Below are 19,835 nucleotides of genomic sequence, written 5' to 3' on the forward strand. Positions count from 1 at the left end.
GACCCCGACATCATGATCGGCAGTGCGGACGAGGGCGGGGACGGCACCGTTCCCCGCCTGTCCGCCCGGCCCCGCGGCCTGGCCGGCGACAGCCCGTGGCTGCACCACATCGGTGAGAGCCACGGCGCGCTGCCGGGTGGCGTCCGGGTAGTGCCACAAGTCGGCATACACAAGATATTCAACCAAGCCCGAAAAGGTAGATCGTTTACGCCTCTGGTCTCCGTCTGTCAGGTCCAGCGGGAGGGGCGGTCTTCAGGGAGTGGGGAGCCGAGGGTGTTCACGCGGGCGGTGAGGCGGCGGTAGACGGCGGGCCATTCGTCGTCGACAATTGAGAAGACGACCGTGTCGCGCCACGAGCCCTCGCGTCTTCTCGCGTGTTTGCGCAGGATCCCTTCCTGGGATGTGCCTAGCGCCAGGACCGCGCGGCGGGAGCGGGTGTTGCGGTCGTCGACGTTGAACTCGACCCTGACGGCCTCGAGGGTTTCGAACGAGTGGGTCAGCAGGAGGAGTTTCGCCTCGGCGTTGAAGGGCTTTCCGCGGGCGGAGCTGGACAGCCAGGTGTAGCCGATGGTCAGGCAGCGACGTTCCGGGTTCAGGTTGTACAGGGCGGTGGTGCCGATGACCGCGCCCGATCCCAGGTCGATCTGCGTCAGGGTCTGGCGGCCGGGCGCGGCGAGCATGTGGGCCAGGGTCGCCGGCGAGGGCGGCTCCGAGTCGATCCCGTGGGGGAAGAACTCAAGGGTCGCGTCGTCATCGTGGGCGACGGCGAGTGGCGTCGCGTCCGACGGGAGGGTCGGGCGCAGCAGAACATGCTCGCCGCGCAGCGTCGGCGTCCTCCCCCAGCGTTCCATGTCGGCAGTCCGTCCTGTTCGTCAACGTCCAGCAGTCGATGTTGAGGCGCAGACTACGACCGCCGTCGAGCGGTTCCGGCACAGGGCCCGCACCGCGAGGGCACGCTCCGCAGGGTTTTCCCGGTGCGGTCGGTCAGGGCAGGATCTCGACGTATCCGTCGGTTCCGTGCACGCGGATCCGCTGGCCGTCGCGGATCAGCCGGGTGGCCTGCTCCACGCCGACGACGGCCGGCAGGCCGTACTCCCGGGCGATCACCGCGCCGTGGGTCATCAGGCCGCCGACCTCCGTCACCAGGCCGGTGATTCCGACGAACAGCGGCGACCAGCTGGGGTCGGTGTAGACGGTGACCAGGATGTCGCCCGTCTCGAGATCGGCCTGCGCCAGGTCGAGGATGACGCGGGCCCGTCCCTCGATGGTCCCGGCGGAGACCGGCAGGCCGATCAGCGCACCGGCGGGCACGTCGTCGCGCCGGTACGCCCCGGTGACGGCCTCGCCGTCGGAGGTGAGGACCCGGGGCGGGGTCAGCGCCTGGTACGTCCGGAACGTGTCCTTGCGCTGCCCGATGAGGTCGTCATCCACCTGCTTCGAGCGCACGACGTCATGGAGCTCCTGGAACGTGAGGTAGAAGATGTCCTCCTTCTCGCGAAGCACCTTGGCCTGCGCGAGACGCTCGGCTTCCGCCAGCAGGGCCTGCCTGTATGCGAAGTAGCGGCTGACCATGCCGTACTTCGGATACTCCCGGTATCCGATAAAGGTCCGGACACGGTCAATCATCCGCTTGGTCTCCTCGGCCCTGCCCGGACCGTCCGGCAGGGCCCGCAGGCGCTCCAGCAGCTCCTGTTCCTTCTGCCAGGCCTCGTGGCGGCCCTGCTCGAAACGTCGCCGGCTCTCGCCCGGCTCGAAGTTCCTGACGTTGCCGAGAATCAGCGGCACGAGCGTGGACGGGCGCTCACGCCAACGCGGCCGGGTGATGTCGATCTCGCCGACGCAGCGCATACCGTACTGGCCGAGCCAGGCCTCGACGGCGTCGCGCGCCTCCTGCCCGCCCGCGAGCCCGGGCAGCCTGGCCAGGAAATCGTCATCCTCGACGTCCTGCAGAAAAGCCACCACATCCGGATGCGGGCGGATCACGTCGGCGACATCCAGCAGCGCCAACCCCATCTCCGATGTGACGTTGTGGGGCACGGACTGCGTGAGCGTGTCGGCGGCGTTCTTCTCGCCCAGCCACTCCTGCAGCCGCTCGTTGAGCCAGCAGGCAGCGTCCATCGCCGACATGAACACCTGATGGCTCCGCCGATCGAAGAGGAACCGCCGGAGCTCCTGGATGTCCGCCACAATGAACTCGAGCAGCGCCTCGCCGGACTTCGTCCGGATGTCGCGTTCCAGGGCGGCGATGGATGCCTCGCCGCCCGCTATCAGCTCGCGGACAATCGCCGGATCGGTCTCGATCGGGGCTGACGTGCTACCGAAGAGCGGGCCGGGTGGACCCGCGTCAGGAAGCGGCCGGACGAAACCATCGCGGTCAAGGATGGTCCGCAGCGCGTCCCCGAGCAGCGGGTCGGATCTGTCCATGGCCGCCAGGAGGCCCGCCCGGCTCGTCGGCGAGGCCAGCCGCTGGGTGACGTCGACGAACAGCCGCCCGCCGGCCTCGGCCATGGGCGCGGGGGTCGTCATCTGCCAGAAGGACAGCCCCAGCGGCTTCATGGCGTCGGTCATCATCTGCTGGTGACCGACGGAGATGTAGACATGGTTCTCCTGGTCCCCGGATTCGGGGATGGGGAACAGCGTCGTGATCGGGCGGCTCTGCACGATCTGGAAGCCGTCGTCGGCCAGGCACCATTCGATGTCCTGCGGCCGGCCGAAATGCGCTTCGATCCGCCGTCCGAGCTGCACGAGTTGCACGACCTGCGCATCGGTCAGCGCCGGCTGCTCCTGCCGCTGCGCGTCGATCGCCCCTTCCTGCGTCCCGCCAGCCGGCAGGGCATGAACGGCACGCTGCTTGGCGGCGATCGTCCTGGCGACAACCCTGCCGTCGCGCACCGTGAAGACATCCGGGTTCACCAGGCCGCCGACCAGGGCGTGGCCGAGACCGAAGCCGGCGTCGACGGTGGCGACCTTCCGGTTGCCCGTGAGGGGGTCGGCGGTGAACAGGATGCCGGCCGCCTCCGGGAGGACCATCTGCTGCACGACCACGGCCATGTGGACCGTGCGGTGGTCGATGCCGTTGCGCTGGCGGTAGATCACGGCCCGCTCGGTGAACAGCGAGCCCCAGCACCGGCTGACATGCTCGAGGATCGCCGCCGGTCCCACGACGTTCAGGAACGTGTCCTGCTGGCCGGCGAAGGAGGCCGTCGGCAGGTCCTCGGCCGTCGCGCTGGAGCGGACGGCGCAGGCGGCCTGCTCGCCGAGCCGGGCGAGCGCGCGCAGGATCGCCGCCGCGAGCTCACCAAGGAGGGCAACCTCCTCGATGGTCCGGCGAATCTGCGCGCTGAGCGTGCGGATCGCCGCCCGGTCGTCCGGGTTCAGACGCGCCAGCTGCTCAAGCCGGTCCTCGATCGACGGCGCTGCCGCCATGATCTGCCGGTAGGCGTCCGTCGTGACGCAGAAGCCGCCCGGCACGCGGATGCCGTCGATCCGCGACAGCCCGCCCAGCTGCGCGCCCTTGCCGCCGACGATCGCGACCTGCGTCTCGTCGACCTCGCGAAGATCCAGAACATACTGCTCGATCAATCCGATAACTCCATTTCCGCAGGTTGTGGCCTCGGTCGACGATTCTGCGGCACGACCCGGGTCTTGCCGCAAGCCCCCCGGTGCGCTATAAATTAGGAGTGGCAGGGAGAGGGTTCTCCCCGCCTTTTCATTTGCCGCCCACGGGAACTGAGCGGCACGGCCCGAGCGTCGAACGCGCCGCCATCTCCCGGCGGTCGCCGCGCACGCGACAGCTCGGCGGTTGCGTAGCTCACATCGGCCGGCAACCAGGCGCCAGGAGCGCGGCGGCCAGCGAGTCGGGCGTTGAGAGTGCCTTGTCGGCACCGGCATCCCGACCTCACCGAACCTGCACGAAGTCGCCCAGGCCGTCGCGCCCGACGCCCACGCCGGCCACGACCAAATCGTGCTCGTGCAGGATGGGCTTTTCCCAGCGTCTGTGGTGATCGGGGGACGAAGACGCAGCCATGGCACTACGAAGCATAAGTCGTCCCAAAAGGCACGGGTAGGTTCATCGGCTGACAGTGGCAAGCTTTCGGTACTTGAATCTTGATGCCACGACCTTCATCGAGCTACCGTCGAGACGGTTTGCCACGGGGGAAATCTGGCAAGGGGTCGTCCACAGCGCGCCCTACATTACGTTGCGAACGGCACCGCCATGCCAAGTGCGGCCGACCACGCCGCGGAGCATTTTTGGTCCCCCGAAGCGCGCGCACAAACAAAGGGGCTCTTTGAGAATGCAATTCACCTCCGCCGCGCACCGCCGAATAGGGGTCGTAGCGGCACTGCTTGTTGCGATATTCGCGTTGACGACGACCGCCGCACTCGCTGCTCCTCTACCGCCGCCGGCCCGGGTCGACTACCCGCACAGCGTCACGAACTGTGGGCTATTGAGCCCACAGTTCGTTTTTCCTGGCTACGCTGGCCCGCAGCGCGGCTTCATTCCGGGCCCACCCGCGATCAATTCAGAAGGCAAGTCCGTCCTTCGCGGTGCCATCGCCGAGGGTGAGATCGCGCTCGATGTCAGAAACGGGGGGTGTGGGTTGTCCGCAACCCTCCATCTTGAGACAAAGTTCTGCCACAAGCAACTCTGGTACACCGACTGTTCATGGGAAGGAATCTCGAAGCAATATACCTACGATGAGATTCCGACCAACGGGGTCCGCGTTTTTCCTCCGCTCCAGATCGCACTTCGCAAGGGCTCCAACAGCTATCGCCTTTCAGTTGATGTTCGTTCCAACAACCTCGCGACAGTCCAAGGCAAGGGTCGCTTTCCAGGTGCCGTCCTGCCCGGCTCGGAGAGCAAACCGTACTTTGGTCCCGAAGTGAAGATCACAGGATAACGCCAGCGCGAGACTGGACCGTCGCACCGCCCCGAGACATCGGCGCCTCGGGGCGGTAGCCCGTTCCAGACATACGTGTGACCCGCCTGGGGAAGCGTCCGGCCGTGAGTCTTCTCGTCTCCCGACTGGCTGATGGCCGCATCCCAACGCTCGGGACCGCCTCCACCAGCGCGCCCTGTTGCTCCTGCAAGCCCTCCGTGGCGCCGAGCCACCAGAACCGCCTGTACACGGGCGAGGTGGTCACCGCCGACTCGTGTCGTGTGTGACCGAGGGGTGGTGTGGTACCGCTGGTCCTCGCCCACGCCCGCGCCCGGTTCACCGGCACCCCCGCCTACCTCGACGCCGACCTGCGCGACGTCGACACGACCCTCGTCCCACCCGAACCGCCCAACATCCTCACCCCGGGCCGCTACCTCGCGCTCAGCCACGGCACCACCGATTTCGACCCGGCGATGAGCAACCAGGGCGCGCTGGCCTACCGGCCCAGGGGATCACCGTCCAACCACGCGGCAAGGACGACCTCGCCCAGTTCTTCGACAGCCTCGGCCTCGTCGATCCTGGCATTCCCCCCGTGCGCCGCCGGCGGCCCGACGCCAAGATCGGCCCGATCTGAGAGACGACCAGGTCAACATCTACACGGCACCCCAAACCGTCACCTCCTCGCCGTCGGAGCGGCCGTTATCGGAGGCTGGAGCTGCCAGCACCGGCATGTAGGTCCTGATACCATCGGGCCATTGCACCCTGAAAGCTGGTTGGTGGCCGTCTCCCCAGACCGGAACGAGTATTCCCCCGTACCCCGTAAGTATGGGCCACGCGGCCTGTGGCATCCTGTACGCATGCCCACGGGGGATGATCAACAGAACGGCTCACTCAACGTCTTCATCAGCGTGGCGGGACCGGACCGCCGATGGGCGCGCTGGATCGCCCAGGAATTACGCCGAGAAGGCCATACCGTCGAGTACGACGAATGGTCCGTGCAGCCCGGGGAAAGCTTTCTGGGTCGTATGGACAAAGGGCTGGCCAGCGCGCAGCGAATTGTGATGGTTATATCTCCGGCATATTTTGCTCCGGAATCGTACGTAGGAGAGGAGCGCGAGGCCGCACTACTCCGTGGGCGTCGGGAGAACGATCTTCTGGTGCCCGTGCTGGTCGCCCCGACAGCTGTGCCGCCACTCTTCGATCGGCTGTCGAGAGTTGACTTCCTCGGCCTCGGTGAACAGGAGGCACGTCTCCGACTTGTCAGGGCGGTGCGAGGGCTTCAGCCGCCGGCGTTGGCGCAGGACATGACCTGGCCAGGAGACGTTCTGCAGGCCGCGGCACCGACTCCCGCAGAGGACGACGAACCGTTTCCAGGCAAGCCTGCCGATTTCGCAGAGCAGGTCGGCCGCCTCCTGGGAAGCGGCTATCAGATCGGCGAGCGCCTGGGTGCGGGGAGCTTCGGGGTGGTCCTCGCGGGCCTCGACACCCGGCGTCGACGGGAGGTCGCGGTCAAGGTTCTGTCGGCGCCGCAGGAGGACGCTCGGGCCCGATTCGCTTTCGAGGCGGACGTGCTGGACAGGCTGCGCCATCCCCACCTGGCGCGATTCTATGACTACCACGAGGACGACAAGCTCCAGATCATCGTCATGGAGCTGTTGACCGGCGGGACGCTTGGGCGGCGCGTGCAGCAACGGGACCTGTCCGGACTCGGTGCCTGCGCGGTGGGGCTTGCGGTGGCCGAGGCCCTGCGGCACGTGCACGACCACAATGTCCTGCACCTCGACATCAAGCCGGCCAACGTGCTCTTCGACGAGCACGGTCTGGTCAAGGTGACCGATTTCGGCATCGCTAGGATGTTCGACGGCTCAACTGCGACCTCAAGCGCTGTCATGGGAACACCTAGATACATGGCGCCCGAACAGTTCCGCGGGGAGAAGCCCGGGCCGGCCACCGATCTGTACTCCCTGGCCGTCATGCTTTACGAGCTTCTCAGCGGATCCCCCATGTTCGGCCCCGATCTGCCGCTGGCGGCGCTATACCATCACCACCTGGGGGTCACCCCTCCCCCGCCTCCCGACACGCCTCGAGCAGTCGCGGACGTCGTGATGCGCGCGTTGGCCAAGGAGCCGAGGAACCGCCAGCAGTCCGCGCGGGAGTTCGCCCTGCACCTCGCCGCGGCCGCACGCGACAGCTACGGTTCGGACTGGCTCACGCGATCGGGTGTCCAGGTGAGCCTCAGCGCAGACGTACAGGATGAGGCAACCCGCCGGCAGGATATCGACGGGGGTTCCGGCTGGTTCAGGCGCCGGCGGCCGCGCCGGACAGGGCGCAACGCGGTGATCTCCCTCGTCGCCCTTGTCACCGTGGCGGCCGTCGCGGCGGCAGCGATCCTGCTGACCGGTACTCGTAACCGGAAGCCAGGTCCGCCCCCGGATTCATGCACCCACTCCAATCTGCTGCGGTCGGGTACCGACTGTGTCGGGGTGACCGACGGATTCTATCCTTTCGACAGTCGCCTGCAAGATATCGAGAAGAAGATTCTCACAGAAAACACAAAAGTGGTCGACGGGGGGAATTATGTCACTATCGCCCTCGTTGCACCGCTGACCGAAACCAGGACAACCGCAGCCACCAGCGATATCATGATCGGACGGATCCGCAGCGAGCTGGAGGGAGCATATACGGCCCAGATCCGAGCGAACAACAACGGCTACCTCGGGGACAGTCCGTCGATCCGACTCCTGCTTGCCAACCAGGGCGAGACGGAGCAGGCCTGGCAGCCGGTGGTGGAGATGCTCAGGTCCAGAGCGGTGGCCGAGCGACTGGTCGCGGTCGTGGGTCTCGGGATAAGCATCACGCCCAGCGTGAATACGGCGCGGGCGGTGGCGCAGGCCGAAATCGGCATGGTCGGATCCGTCATCACCGCCGACGGCGTCACCGCGGGTATCCCTGGATTCGTTCGAGCCACGCCGACCGTCAGCGACGAGGTTTCCGCACTCGCGTCCTATCTCAAGACCCGCCCAGATCTGCGAGATGCGGCGCTGCTCAGCGACGGAAATCCCGACGATCTCTACACCTCCTCCCTCACGACGGATTTCACCCAGATGCTCGGAAGCTACCTGAGGTCACGACCCGTTCCTGTCCCTTACATCGGGACCACGAAAGGCGTCGGCAACATTTTCGACCTTATTACGAACAACATTTTCTGTGGACCCAATCCGCCACAGACGATCTTCTATGCCGGTCGCACCAACGGGCTTTCCATCCTCATCAGTCACCTCCGGCAACGCAGCTGCGCCCGCGGCCCGGTCACCATTCTCACCGGCGGCGACGCGTCCAGCCTGACGCTCCCCCGGTCACTTTCAGGCGACGCGCCGGTATCGGTCATCTACGCCGCGACCTCCAGCCCGCTGGCGCTCGGCGACAGCCACTGGACCAGCACCACGAACTTCGCCCAGTACAGCCGCTTCAAGGCTGACTTCTTGGGCCAGGGGTTCAGCCCGGCCGATCTGGACGACGGGTGGGCCATCCTCACACACGACGCGATGGCGACCGCAACCAAAGCGATTCGCGCGGTCACCGGGCAGTCCGCGACGCTTCCCACGAAAGAGCAGGTGCGGGATGCGCTGAGGCTCCTCAACACACAGAACAGCAGCATTCCAGGCGCAAGCGGGACCTTCGAGATCGACTCCCAGACCGGCGAGTCCTACGGTCGCCCGATTCCTCTGATCGAGCTGGATGCCGACCATCCGCGGACCGTCCTCGCCACCGTTACCCCTCGCCCGCTCTCCCCCTGACAGCGCGCCTGTCGGTCAGCCGGCAGGCAATCAGCGCTCTGCCGGCGACCATCGGCCTCGACCATCGGTCTGCTGCGACGGCGACCTCCGGGGCGTGCGCGCGCAGGCTGTGCACGCAGGTCACCGACCCCACAAAAACCGTGGGCCCGCGCGAGTTGTCACGTCGATGGTGCGCGAACGGTTCGGACAACGGGGTGTCGGCGTCGCGACCACGCTCGAGGCCGTCGTCCAGCGTGCCACCGGCATTTCCGGGGTTAACGTCGAACTCCGCGGCAGCCAGGCCGGCACAACATACTGGAGACACGATGAGTGCGTCAGCCACCAATCCCGCGAACATGGTTCCGCCGGGCGGCACGGTCATTCACGGCAAGAAGCAGGATCTCGTCGTGACCGACCGGACGATCAGCATCGGCGGGCGGGCGTTCGAGCTCGCGGCCGTGGACCGCGTCGTCTACCGGTCCGCCGCGCGCATCAACCAGGCCAGCTATCGGATCGGCGTCGGCCAGGGCGACGAGACGTGCCTGTTCACGTTCGACGCCTACAAACGCGGCACCGAACTGGCGGACAGCCGGCGGCTGTACGGGCAGGTCGTCGAGGTGCTGGAGGCGGTGGTCTGCCCGGCGATCGCGGCGGCGGCCGCCCGCGCCGTCACCGCCGGGCAGACGGTGACCTTCGGCAGCAGCCCGGCGGCGCGGATCAACGCGGACGCCGAGGGTCTGCGGCCACGCCGCCCGTTCGCGCGGACCGTGCCGTGGAGCCGGATCGTGCACGCCGACCTGCACCAGGGACAGGCTCGGGTCTGGACGGCCGGGTCGGGTGATGCCGAGGACGGCCGGCGAAACTCCAGCCCGGCGATGTCCATGGACATGATGGGGTGGAACGCGGTGGTTCTCCCCCGGGTCGTGGGGCTGCTCGGGCGGCGCTGAGCGGCCGGGCGTGGGCGCGGCGCGTCAGCGATGGGAGTCGCCGCGGTCGGCGATGAGCTCGGAGTCGCGCGGGCGGTCGGAGTCGTGCCGGCGGTCGGGATCGTGCGGGCGGTCGGGCGTCGCCGGGGGTGCGGCGCGGCGGGCGGCGGCGCGTCCCGATACCCGGTAGCCGGCGGTCATGACGGCGATGACGGCGACCGTCTCCAGGCTGCCCCAGATCCACGTGGAGGTGCTGGCCGACTTGGCTTCCAGCGTCGGCAGGGTCGCGGTGGCCGAGGTGGCGTGCTTCGCCGCGTCGGCCTGGAAGGCCTGGTTGCGGGCGGAGCCGTGCAGGAACGGCGCGACGAACAGGACGGCGGCGACCAGCAGCAGCTCGATGCCGACGACGACCGGGAAATGCCGGGTGAGAATCGTGCGCAGCGGACGTTCGTCGTCGGCCGCGCGCAGCGCCTCGATCCGGGGGTGCAGGAAGAACTGGTTGACCGCCCCGAGGACCAGCAGCGTTCCGAAAATCAGGATCTTCACGCCGAGGACGCGGCCGTACATCGTGCTGACGAGCTGGCTGGGGCCGTCGACATGCTCCCAGTACAAGAACAGTCCGGACAGTCCGATTGTTGCCACGCAACCCATCGCGACCGCGGAGTACCGCCGGATCGTCACCGACCAGAAGGCCGCGCGTCCGACCTCCCCGTCGGCCGCCGCCGGTCCGGTCCCGGGTGCGCCGCGCAGAGCGCCGGGCAGGGCGAGCAACACCAGGCCGGCGAGGCCGCCGAGCCAGCAGGCACCGCCGGTGAGGTGCAGGATCCACATCCCGGTCTCGACGGCGGTCCGTCCGTCCGGCCAGGACACGGGCAGCTTCGTCGTCCACAGACTGACGGCGCCGGCGAGCAGCCCGGCGGCGAGCAGCCCGGGCCGCGCCGGTCCCGCCGCGAGCGAACGCACGGTCAGCGGCACCAGCAGTGCGGCGCCGACCAGGCTGAGCGTGATCTCGAGGCCGAACAGCAGCCCGGGACCGCCCTCGGTGTAGAGCTGGTCCCAGGCCGCGCCGTAGTCGAAGCCGCCGGACGCGGCGGAGTCATGGGCGCGCTCGCTCCACACCGCGGGTACCGCCAGCACGCCGAGTACCACGGCCGCCGTTGCCAGCCGGGAGGTCACGGCGGCGAGCGCGCCGGGTGCCGCGCGCCGCGCCGCGGGACCGGCGGCGAACAGCGCCAGCGCGGCGATCCCGACGAAGCCCATCAGGGTGATCCAGGTGGCCCAGGACAGTGCGCTGTCCTGGAACGGCCCCAGTGGCGTCGACGGCGCGGGCAGCGCCGTCACCGACGCGACGGATGCGGCTGGCATGGTGCATCACCTCCGTGGTTCCCGAGCTGGCGGAACCGAGGTTAGGCACCCCTAAGCTGCCGTTCAATGTGGGAAGACAGACGCCCAGATCGTTGAACCTGCAACTGCCCTGCTCCGTGTCACCTAGCCTGACCTGCGCCGTCACTGGCGCCCTTCCGGTTCGCCGGCAGCGGTCAGTACAGCCCTTCCGGGGCGGACTGGGCGATCTGCAGCGGCCGCACGTTCGCCACGCCATCGCTGGGCCAACGGTCACCGGCGTCGTAACGGACGGCCTGATCGCGTTCAAGGACGTTGGGCAGGAACAGGTCGTCGTGCAGAACGGTGAGCCGCACCTGGCCGCCCTCACCGTAGCCGACGGTGCGCCGCCAGTCCGTCTTGTCGACCACCGCCATCGTGACCTGTGGGTAGTTCGGGGCGTAGGGCAGCAGGTCGTGATCCGGCTCGTAGGGCAGGCCGGCGGCGTTGCCGAAGGTGTTGCCGTAGCTCAGCCCGCAGGGCGCGCCGCCGAGGATCCCGGCGAACTCCCGGTACATCGCCGGGCTGATCTGGGTACCGCTGAGCCGCACCCCGGCGAGGGCCGCGGCAAGTTCGGGTCGGCGGCGGACCAGCACCTGGAACAGCGCCGGGGTGGTGTTGAGGTAGTCGACCCGCTGGGTGGTGAGGACATCGGTGATCTGTTCGAGCAGGTGGTCGGTGTAGGCACCGGCGTCGGCGAGCCGGCCGGCGCGGATGAGCCGCTTGATCCAGCGCGGGTCCATGTCGACGCCGTAGACCACCGACGCGTACAGCTCGGAGATCTCCCAGCAGCCGTTGCCGATCAGGTGCGGGCCGGTGGGCGCGGCGTGCAGCCAGCGGCGGCGAGGCTCGAAACCCTCGGCGAGGAACGACCACCGCCGCCACACGCCGCGGTGAACCAGCATGTCCTCGGTGTAGTACACGCGGCAGGGTGTGCCGGTGGTGCCGCCGGACTCCCAGATCCGCCCGGTCAGCGGCCGGGGTACCGCCTGCGGCACCAGGGTGGTCGGATCCGCGGTGCGCAGCAGCTCCAGTGGAAACGCGTCGAACTCGACGAGCTCGTCGTAACGGGTGATGTCACGTGGGTCGAAGGGCAGCTCGCCGGCGCGCGCGAGCCAGTAGGGGCTGCCGTCCTCCGGGTCGAAATGACGGCGCACGACCCGCCTCGTCCAGGCATCGATGTCCTGGGCCAGCCAGTCGTCGGTCAGCGTGGGGTGGGGCAGGCCGGCAAGACGACTGTCCGTCGGGACGACGCGGGCCGGCGGGATCCCGGCCGCCGGTGAGGCGGTGCGGTCGGCTGGGGCACTGGTGTCGGCGGCGGCGGACACCGTCAGGCCCCTTGTGGGACGGGCAGGGCGACTCCCAGGTCGTAGATGGCGGCGGTGAGGTCGGCGACGTGCTCGGGCTTCTCGACGTGGACGACCGGGAAGGGAAACGCGATGACGCCCTCGGGCACTGCCGGCCCGACGACGACGCCGAGCTCGGTGCCGTTGGCGGCCAGGCCGGAGATCAGGTGGACCATGCTGATCGGGGTCACGGCATTGCGCACGAACAGGTCACGCACCTCCTCCGCGGTGGTCAGGGTCCGCTCTTCGAGGCAGGACACGAGCGGGATCGCGGGCCTACGGAAGTCCGTCGCGGCGAGATAGGGCGCCATGAAGTCGTTGGCCTGGGTCCGCAGCGGGCTGTGCACACCCGCCGTGACACCGGGCAGCACCACGACGGTGCCCGGGGTGACCTCGGCGGCCAGCGCTTCCAGCGGCTCCCGGTAGCCGGCTAGCATCAGCATCTGCTTGGTGTGGTCGAAGGCCAGCCCGAAGTCGCCGGCCAGGTAGACGCCGGCCCTGGCCGGCTCGTAGTAGGCGCCGGGGTCCTCGTCGACCGGGATGAACGCCAGAGCCAGGCCCTGGGCGGGAGCGTCGGCGGCGGGTGGCGGGGTCTCGCGGGTGTACTGCAACAGCTGGAAGAACGTCTGCCGGTCGAGGGCGCCCGCCAGGCAGCTGCTGGTCATCGCGCCGAGGCTGAGCCCGCCCGCGGCACCCGGATGAATACCCGCCTCGGCGAGAATGTCGTGGATACCGAGGGCGAGCACGGCCTGGCGGATCGACCCGATCGACTGGCGCGGCTCCTGCTCCTCAGGCAGCGGGTCGGTGCGGATCTGCGCCACGGTCAGGCCGGTCCACAGCGCGACCTCGTCGTAGGCGGCGCGCATCACCGGGAACTGCTCGTACAGTTCCGCGCCCGCGCCCGTGTCATGGCTGATACCGCCACCAAGAATGTAGCCAAGGGTCATCGCAATCTCCTCCCGACGCCGCCTCGCGAGCGACCTGAGTCGTGTGTGCCCATGTCATGAATGCACGGCGGAAGCGCCGGCAGTAAGCAGAGAGAAATCCACGAATGACGCGGAAATGGGACAGCTCAGCAGCAGGAAGCGATCCGGACTCGTGTTCACCGCGACCGCGCCTGGCTTTTCTTAATCGTAGGTTCCCACCGGGTGCCGGTCAAGACCCAGGATCGACCCTCTCATCGTTCTGGACGGCACCGGAAGCCCCGCCAGGAAGAAGATGGCTAATTCGGTTGGCGATTACGGAAAGAACCTCCCGCGCTCTGTCGACGAGGTAGAAGTGGCCGCCGGGAAAGACATGAAGTTCGAATCCTCCGGTGGTGTGGTCGGCCCAGGCGCGCATGTCCTCGACCGTGGCGTGCGGGTCGCGGTCGCCGGTCAGCGCGACGACCGGGCAGGGCACCGGCGGGCCGGGAAGGTGACGGTGGCGGCCGATGGCCAGGTAGTCGCTGCGCACCGCCGGCAGGATCATCCGCTGTAGCTCCTCGTCGTCGAGGATGCGGCGATCGGTGCCGCTCAGCGCGGCCAGCGCCCGCAGCAGGTCCTCGTCGGTCCCCTCGTGCACCGGTTCCTCGCGGCGGATCGAGGGGGCCCGCCGGCCGGACACGAACAGGACGGCCGGCCCGGGCTCACCCAGCCGGACCAGGCGCCGGGCCACCTCGTGGGCCACGACCGCCCCCATGCTGTGGCCGAGGAACGCGACAGGCGGGCCGGAGGCGGGGCGGCGCAGCCGGGCGACGACGGCGTCCGCGAGCGCGTCGATGCTGGTGAGCCCCGGCTCGGTCCGCCGATCCTGGCGGCCCGGGTACTGCACCGCCCACACGTCGGCCAACGGCCCCAGGACCGCGGCGACCGGCTGGTAGAAACTCGCGGATCCCCCCGCGTGCGGGAAACAGACCAGTCGTGCCCGCGCGGTGGCCGACGGGGTGAACCGGCGAAACCACAGCAGGTCCCATGGCGGAAAGGCGTGGTCCGACGTGGTCTGCCCGTCCCTGGCGTTGACCGCACCTGCTCGGCCCGGCGGGGCGCCGGTCATGCCGGGCCCTGGCGGGCGGGCCGGTCGGATGCCTGCGCGAGGATGGTCCGCAGCCAGTCGCGCACGGCCGCGGAGGTGGCCGCCGCGTGGTCCTCGCCCATGGTGAAGTGGTTGCCAGGAACGTCGACGACGGTGTGCGCGGATTCCCAGGACGAACGCCAGTCGGTGGCCGCCGCCGAGGCCTCCTGCGGCCCGGCGAGCGGCTCCGTCGCCCGCACGAGCAGCGTGGGCGCCGCGACCGCCTCCGGTTTCCAGTCGGCGAACAGGGCGCAATACCAGCCCATCGCCGACAGTCGGGTGTCGTTCATGGCGACGAACGAGCCGGCCCGCTGGAACATCCCGCCGACCAGCTGCCCCTGGAACTGGATGATCGCCTGATCGCTGGCCAGGTAGGTGTCGAGCAGGACGACCGCCGGCACCTCGACGCCGCGCTGTTCGAGTGCCCGCGCGGCGGCATGCGCGAGCAGCCCCCCGGACGAGGCGCCGAGCAGCACCGGCGTCGGCCCGCCGCCGTCAGCGCAGTGCGCCGCGACGACGTCGGCGAGCATCTCGACCAGCGCCGGCACACTTGCCGGGAGGGACTCACCGTCCTCGAATCCGGGCACCGCGACCACCAGGACGTCCCGGTCGCCGCGGAAGGTGCCGGCGAGGCGAAGGAACTGGTGCACGCCACCGAGGGCGACGAAAGAGGTGAAACAGACGATCGCCGGGCCGGCCGGTCCGGCGGCGAGGCGAACGGGCTCCGGCAGGTGGTCGAGTTCGGCGGGACGGTCGAACATCGGTCGCAGCTGCGCGGCGTCCCGCATGATGTCCAGGCCGATCTTGATCTTCCCGTCGGCGGCGGCCTGCCGGAACAGCAGTGTCACCGGACCGCCGTCGGCGTCGCCCTCCTCGGGCTGCGGGCCGCGGACGCGGGTGACGGCGGCGGGGGCGCCCGCCGGGGCGTCAGCGTCCGACCGGCCCGCCGGGGTGGGCAGGAGGCCGACGCGGTCAAGCTCCGCGCGCAGGTGGCGGGCCAGCGCCGCGGGGGTCGGATGGTCGAAGACGACGCCGGGGCGCAGCCGCAGGCCGGTGGTTCCCGCGAGGCGATTACGCAGCTCCACGCTGGTCAGCGAGTCGAAGCCGAGTTCGAGCAGGCTGCGCTGGGCGGCCACACCGGCGCTGTCCGCGTGGCCGAGTACGGACGCCGCCTGGTCACGGACCAGCACGGTGAGCACCGCGTCGCGTTCGTCGGCGGAGCGACCGGCCAGCCGGCTCACCAGCTCGCCGCGGTGCGCCGAGCTGGTCACGGCAGCGGCGCGGGCGCGCCCGCGGGACCGCGCCGGGCCCGCGGGGACGCGCCGACGCAGGATCGGCGCCACGACGGCGGCATCCGACCCGACGGCGCCGGCCGCGAGGCGCCGGGCCTGCTCGCCGGCAGCGGCCAGGTCCAGGCGGACGGTGACGGCGACCGGGTCCGCCGTGGCGAGGGCGGCATCGAACAGCGCCAGACCCTGCGCGGTGCTCAGCGGACGCAGTCCACCGGCAGCCATCCGGGCCAGATCGGTGCCGCTCAGGGTGCCGGTGAGCGCACTGCGCTGCTCCCACAGTCCCCAGGCCAGCGACGTCGCGGGCAGCCCTGCGTCGCGGCGGTGGACGGCCAGCGCGTCGAGGAAGGCGTTCGCGGCGCCGTAGTTGGCCTGGCCCGGCGAACCGAAGGTGCCGGCGGCGGAGGAGTACAGCACGAACGCCGTCAGCGCCCGTCCCACCGTCAGCTCGTGCAGGTTCCATGCGGCGTCCACCTTGGGCCGCAGCACCCGGTCGAGGCGCGACGGCGTCAGGGTCGGCACGACACCGTCGTCCACGGTGCCGGCGGCGTGGACGACCCCGGTCAGCGGATGGTGCGCCGGGATCGCCTCGAGCACCGCGGCGCGCGCGGCGCGGGCGGCGGCGGCGCACGCGACGACGGACGCCTCGGCGCCGAGGCCGGCCAGCTCGGCGACGAGGTCCGCGGCGCCGTCCGCGGCGGGGCCGCGCCGGCTCAGCAGCAGCAGGCGGCGCACGCCGTGGGCGTCGGCCAGGTGGCGGGCGACCAGCCGGCCAAGGGTGCCCGTGCCGCCGGTGATCAGCACCGTTCCCGTGGACGGCCACGGCACCGGATCCGGGGCCAGCGCTGCCGAGGCCGGCAGCGCTGGCGCTGGTGTCCGGGTCAGTCTGGCGGCGTGGACGGCGCCGGCGCGCACGGCGAGCTGCGTCTCGTCGGTGGCCAGCGCGGCCGGGAGGATCGCGTACGTCTCGACGTGATCGTCGGCGTCGACGAGGACGAACCGGCCTGGGTTCTCCGCCTGGGCGGTGCGCAACAGTCCCCACGCCGACGCGGCGGCGAGATCGCTCGGCTCACCCGTGGCGACGGGCACGGCGTGGCGGGTGACGACGACGAGACGGGAGTCGACGAACCGGTCGTCGGCGAGCCAGGCCTGGGCGACGGCCAGGGCCCAGCGGACGGCGGCGCGCACCGCCCCGGGCGTCCCACCGTCGGCGGGCCAGGCCCGTGGGCAGCGGACGAGCACGGTGGGCGCCGGCGCCGCCACGGCGGTGAAGGTCGCCGCGTCGGTGATCGGGGTGCCGGTGGCGAGCATCGCGGCGACGAACCCGTCGTCCTCCTCGACGCCGGGGCCGACGCCGACGCCGGGGCCGGGGCCGGGGGCCGCGGCGCGGACCAGGACGAGGCGTTCGGCCGCGGCGGTGGACGAGGATGGCCGGCGCACGTCGAGGGCAGGCCAGTCCAGGTGGAACAGGCTGTCGCGGGCCGCGATCCCTTCGCCCGGCCCGGTCGACTCGGACGCGGCGTCCAGCACTGCGGGGAACACCGGTCGCAGCTCGAGCGCGTCAACGGCCACGACGAGCTGGCCGGCGGGGTCGGTGGCCCGCAGCGAGATCGTGGTCGCGCCCAGCGGGCGTACCCGTACCCGCAGGGCGGTGGCGCCCGAGGCGCGGACCGACACCTGCGACCAGGAGAACGGCAGCCGGCCGAGCGCACCGTCGGGCAGGTCCGCGTCGAGCAGGCCGACGGGGTGCAGCGCGGCGTCGAACAGCGCCGGGTGCAGCACGAACCGGGCGGCGTCGGGCTGCTCGGCCGGCCGCAGGGCGACCTCGGCGAACAGGTCCGCGCCGCGGCGCCACAGCCGGCGCAGGCCGCGAAACGCCGGCCCGTAGCCGAAGCCGGACGCGGCGAACCGTTCGTAGTACCCGTCGAGATCGACCGGTAGGGCGTCGGCGGGCGGCCACTCGCCCGGCGTGGACGACAGCGCGCCGTCGCCGTCGCTGGCGTCGTCCTCCCCCGGCGGGACGTCCCGGTCGCCGTCGTTACCCGGGCCGCCGTGGGCGTCGGTGCGGACGGACAGCAGGCCCGTGGCGTACAGGGTCCAGTCACCCCGCTGGGCATCGGCGGCAGCCGCCGCGGCGGCGGTGTCGCCGGCCGAGGGCGCCTCGTCGGCCGCTGCCGGGCCGGTCCCGGGGGATGGTTGGCGCCGGGCGTGGATGTCGACGTCGCGGCGGCCGTCGTCGTCCGGCTCGCCGACCGTGACGCGGACCTGCACCGCCCGGTCGCCGAGGACGAGCGGGGCGCGCAGCGTCAGCTCGTCGAGCTGGTCGCAGCCGACCTCGTCGCCGGCGCGCAGGGCCAGTTCGGCGAAGGCCGTGCCTGGCAGCAGGGCTGCGCCGCCGACCGTGTGGTCGGCGAGCCACGGCTGGGCGCGGGTCGACAGCCGGCCGGTGAGCGCGGCCCGGTCGCTGCCGGGCCAGCCGAACGCGGCGCCGAGCAGCGGGTGGTCCACCGGGTCGATGCCGGCGGCGGCCACGTCCCCGGTGCCGGCCACATCGAGCCAGAAGCGGCGCCGGCGGAAGTGGTAGGTGGGCAGGTCGGTCGGGCGCGGGTCGCCGGGCGGGAGAGCCGCCGACCAGTCGACCGCGACCCCGTGGGCGTGCGCGCCGGCGACGCCGAGCAGGAAGCGGTCGAATCCGCCGTCGCCGCGGCGGGACGACTCGATGGTGACCAGGGCGTCGCGGTCGGCCTGATCACCCGCGGCGAGGTTGACACCGACTGCCGCAGCGGTGGCCCCGACGGCGACACCGAGCACCGGGTGCGGCCCGACCTCGATGAACGTGCGGTGGCCGGCGTCGAGCAGCGCACGGGTCGCCTGGTCGAACTCGACCGGCTGGCGGAGGTTGCGCAGCCAGTACCCGGCGTCGAGGCCCGCCGTGTCGATCCGTCGGCCCTCGACGGTGGAGTAGAACGGCACCGCCGCGGTCACCGGCCGCATCGAGGCGAGGGCGGTGAGCAGCCGGTCGCCGATCCGGTCGACCTGCGGGGAGTGGGACGCGTAGCCGACCGGCATCCGCCTGGTGCGCACGCCGTCGGCGGCGAGGTCCGTCTCCAGGTCCGCCAGCGCGGCGGGTTCGCCGACGACGACGACCGCGTCCGGGCTGTTGACCACGCCCACCGTCAGCCGATCCGACCAGCGGGCCAGCCGGGCTTCGGCGTCGGCCCGGGGCAGGGCCACGGCCAGCATCGCGCCGCGGCCGGTCAGCTCCGCCCGGATGAGCTCGACGCGGCGGGCGACGGCGAGTGCGGCGTCGGGCAGGGTCAGCGCACCGGCGACGCAGGCCGCGGCGAGCTCGCCCTGGGAGTGTCCGACAACGGCCGCCGGGCGCACGCCGAACGAGCGCCACAGCCCGGCCGTCGCGACCATCACCGCGAACAGCAGGGGCTGCACGATCTCGTCGCGGTCCAGGTCGGGCGCGCCGGGCGCCCCGCCGACCACGTCCGACCAGGACCATTCCCGCAGCCAGGGCAGATGCGCGGCCAGGGCGTTGGTGCACTCGGCCAGCCGGGCCCGGAACACCGCCGACGCGCGGGCGAGGCCGACCGCCATCCCCGTCCACTGCCCAGCCTGCCCGGGGAAGACGAACACGGCCGAGCGACCCGGGGTGGCCGCGCCGGTGACGACCGCGGCGGACGGCTGGCCGGCGGCGATGGCCGCGAGCGCGCGCAGCAGTTCGTCGGGTTCTGCGGCGACGGCGACGGCCCGGTGGGTGAGCCGCGCCCGTCCGGTCGCGAGGGTGTGCGCGACGTCGACCGGCCGCCACGCCGCGCCGTCGCGCAGATGGGCGTGCAGGCATCCGGCCTGCGCGCGCAGTTGCTCCGCGTCGGTGGCGGAGAGCAGCCACGGCACCGGCCTGGTCTCGCCGCCGGCGGCCGACGCGGACTCGGCCGACGCGTCCGGGGTGGGCTCGACCGGGACGGCGGGTCGCGCCACGGGGATCGGGGTCGGCGCGGGGGGTTGTTCGAGGATGACGTGGGCGTTGGTGCCGCTGACGCCGAACGAGGACACGCCCACGCGGCGGGGCGCGCCGGTCGCCGGCCAGGGGGTTTCCGCGGTGAGCAACCGGACGGCGCCGGCGGACCAGTCGACGTTCGGCGTCGGCGCATCCACATGCAACGTCACCGGCAAC

10 protein-coding genes and 1 pseudogene are annotated in these 19,835 nt (G+C 70.9%); 4 read left to right on the top strand and 7 right to left on the bottom strand.

Going from position 1 to position 19,835, the window contains the following annotated elements:
* Window positions 1–227: 227 nt before the first annotated feature.
* Both MXD60_RS16535 and rph read right to left on the bottom strand, forming a co-directional pair.
* A complete protein-coding gene (locus tag MXD60_RS16535) occupies window positions 228–851 on the bottom strand; it encodes a GNAT family N-acetyltransferase (RefSeq protein ID WP_248820145.1) in 624 nt (207 codons plus the stop codon).
* A 133-nt stretch (window positions 852–984) separates the two neighbouring features.
* Window positions 985–3,582 carry a rifamycin-inactivating phosphotransferase gene (rph, locus tag MXD60_RS16540; RefSeq protein WP_248820147.1) on the bottom strand — a complete coding sequence of 866 codons (2,598 nt, stop codon included), beginning with the start codon at window positions 3,580–3,582 and terminating at the stop codon, window positions 985–987.
* Window positions 3,583–3,877: 295 nt separating this feature from the next.
* Between rph and MXD60_RS16545 the strand changes: the two are divergent.
* From MXD60_RS16545 to MXD60_RS16560, 4 genes and pseudogenes are all read left to right on the top strand, one after another.
* Window positions 3,878–3,970: pseudogene (locus MXD60_RS16545) on the top strand (SAM-dependent methyltransferase); the annotation flags it as partial.
* Window positions 3,971–4,364: 394 nt separating this feature from the next.
* Window positions 4,365–4,901, top strand: coding sequence for a hypothetical protein (locus tag MXD60_RS16550; protein ID WP_248820149.1), 537 nt, complete (start codon window positions 4,365–4,367; stop codon window positions 4,899–4,901).
* Window positions 4,902–5,179: 278 nt separating this feature from the next.
* Window positions 5,180–8,677 (top strand): protein kinase domain-containing protein, encoded by a 3,498-nt coding sequence (locus MXD60_RS16555; protein ID WP_248820151.1) that lies wholly within the window; start codon window positions 5,180–5,182, stop codon window positions 8,675–8,677.
* A gap of 305 nt (window positions 8,678–8,982) precedes the next feature.
* Window positions 8,983–9,603 carry a hypothetical protein gene (locus MXD60_RS16560; RefSeq protein WP_248820153.1) on the top strand — a complete coding sequence of 207 codons (621 nt, stop codon included), beginning with the start codon at window positions 8,983–8,985 and terminating at the stop codon, window positions 9,601–9,603.
* A gap of 24 nt (window positions 9,604–9,627) precedes the next feature.
* On the opposite strand, the gene MXD60_RS16565 is transcribed toward MXD60_RS16560, so the two are convergent.
* The 5 genes from MXD60_RS16565 to MXD60_RS16585 form a co-directional block, all read right to left on the bottom strand.
* Window positions 9,628–10,947, bottom strand: coding sequence for a CopD family protein (locus MXD60_RS16565; protein ID WP_248820155.1), 1,320 nt, complete (start codon window positions 10,945–10,947; stop codon window positions 9,628–9,630).
* Between the two features lie 173 nt (window positions 10,948–11,120).
* Complete coding sequence (locus MXD60_RS16570; protein WP_248820156.1) at window positions 11,121–12,290, bottom strand: hypothetical protein; 1,170 nt, start codon at window positions 12,288–12,290, stop codon at window positions 11,121–11,123.
* Window positions 12,291–12,292: 2 nt separating this feature from the next.
* Entirely contained in the window at window positions 12,293–13,255 is a 963-nt protein-coding gene (locus MXD60_RS16575; RefSeq protein WP_248820157.1) for a hypothetical protein, read from the bottom strand.
* A gap of 208 nt (window positions 13,256–13,463) precedes the next feature.
* Window positions 13,464–14,342, bottom strand: coding sequence for a thioesterase II family protein (locus MXD60_RS16580; RefSeq protein ID WP_248820158.1), 879 nt, complete (start codon window positions 14,340–14,342; stop codon window positions 13,464–13,466).
* Complete coding sequence (locus tag MXD60_RS16585) at window positions 14,339–19,816, bottom strand: SDR family NAD(P)-dependent oxidoreductase (RefSeq protein WP_248820159.1); 5,478 nt, start codon at window positions 19,814–19,816, stop codon at window positions 14,339–14,341. Before MXD60_RS16585 ends, MXD60_RS16580 begins: the two co-directional genes overlap by 4 nt.
* Between the last annotated feature and the right edge of the window lie 19 nt (window positions 19,817–19,835).

This window comes from Frankia sp. AgB32 (assembly GCF_023243045.1).
Taxonomy (GTDB): domain Bacteria; phylum Actinomycetota; class Actinomycetes; order Frankiales; family Frankiaceae; genus Frankia.

Coding starts and splice junctions, on each gene's coding strand:
- MXD60_RS16565 (WP_248820155.1), bottom strand. CDS start 10,947: ATGCCAGCCGCATCCGTCGCGTCGGTGACGGCGCTGCCCGCGCCGTCG.
- MXD60_RS16580 (WP_248820158.1), bottom strand. CDS start 14,342: ATGACCGGCGCCCCGCCGGGCCGAGCAGGTGCGGTCAACGCCAGGGAC.
- MXD60_RS16560 (WP_248820153.1), top strand. CDS start 8,983: ATGAGTGCGTCAGCCACCAATCCCGCGAACATGGTTCCGCCGGGCGGC.
- MXD60_RS16535 (WP_248820145.1), bottom strand. CDS start 851: ATGGAACGCTGGGGGAGGACGCCGACGCTGCGCGGCGAGCATGTTCTG.
- MXD60_RS16575 (WP_248820157.1), bottom strand. CDS start 13,255: ATGACCCTTGGCTACATTCTTGGTGGCGGTATCAGCCATGACACGGGC.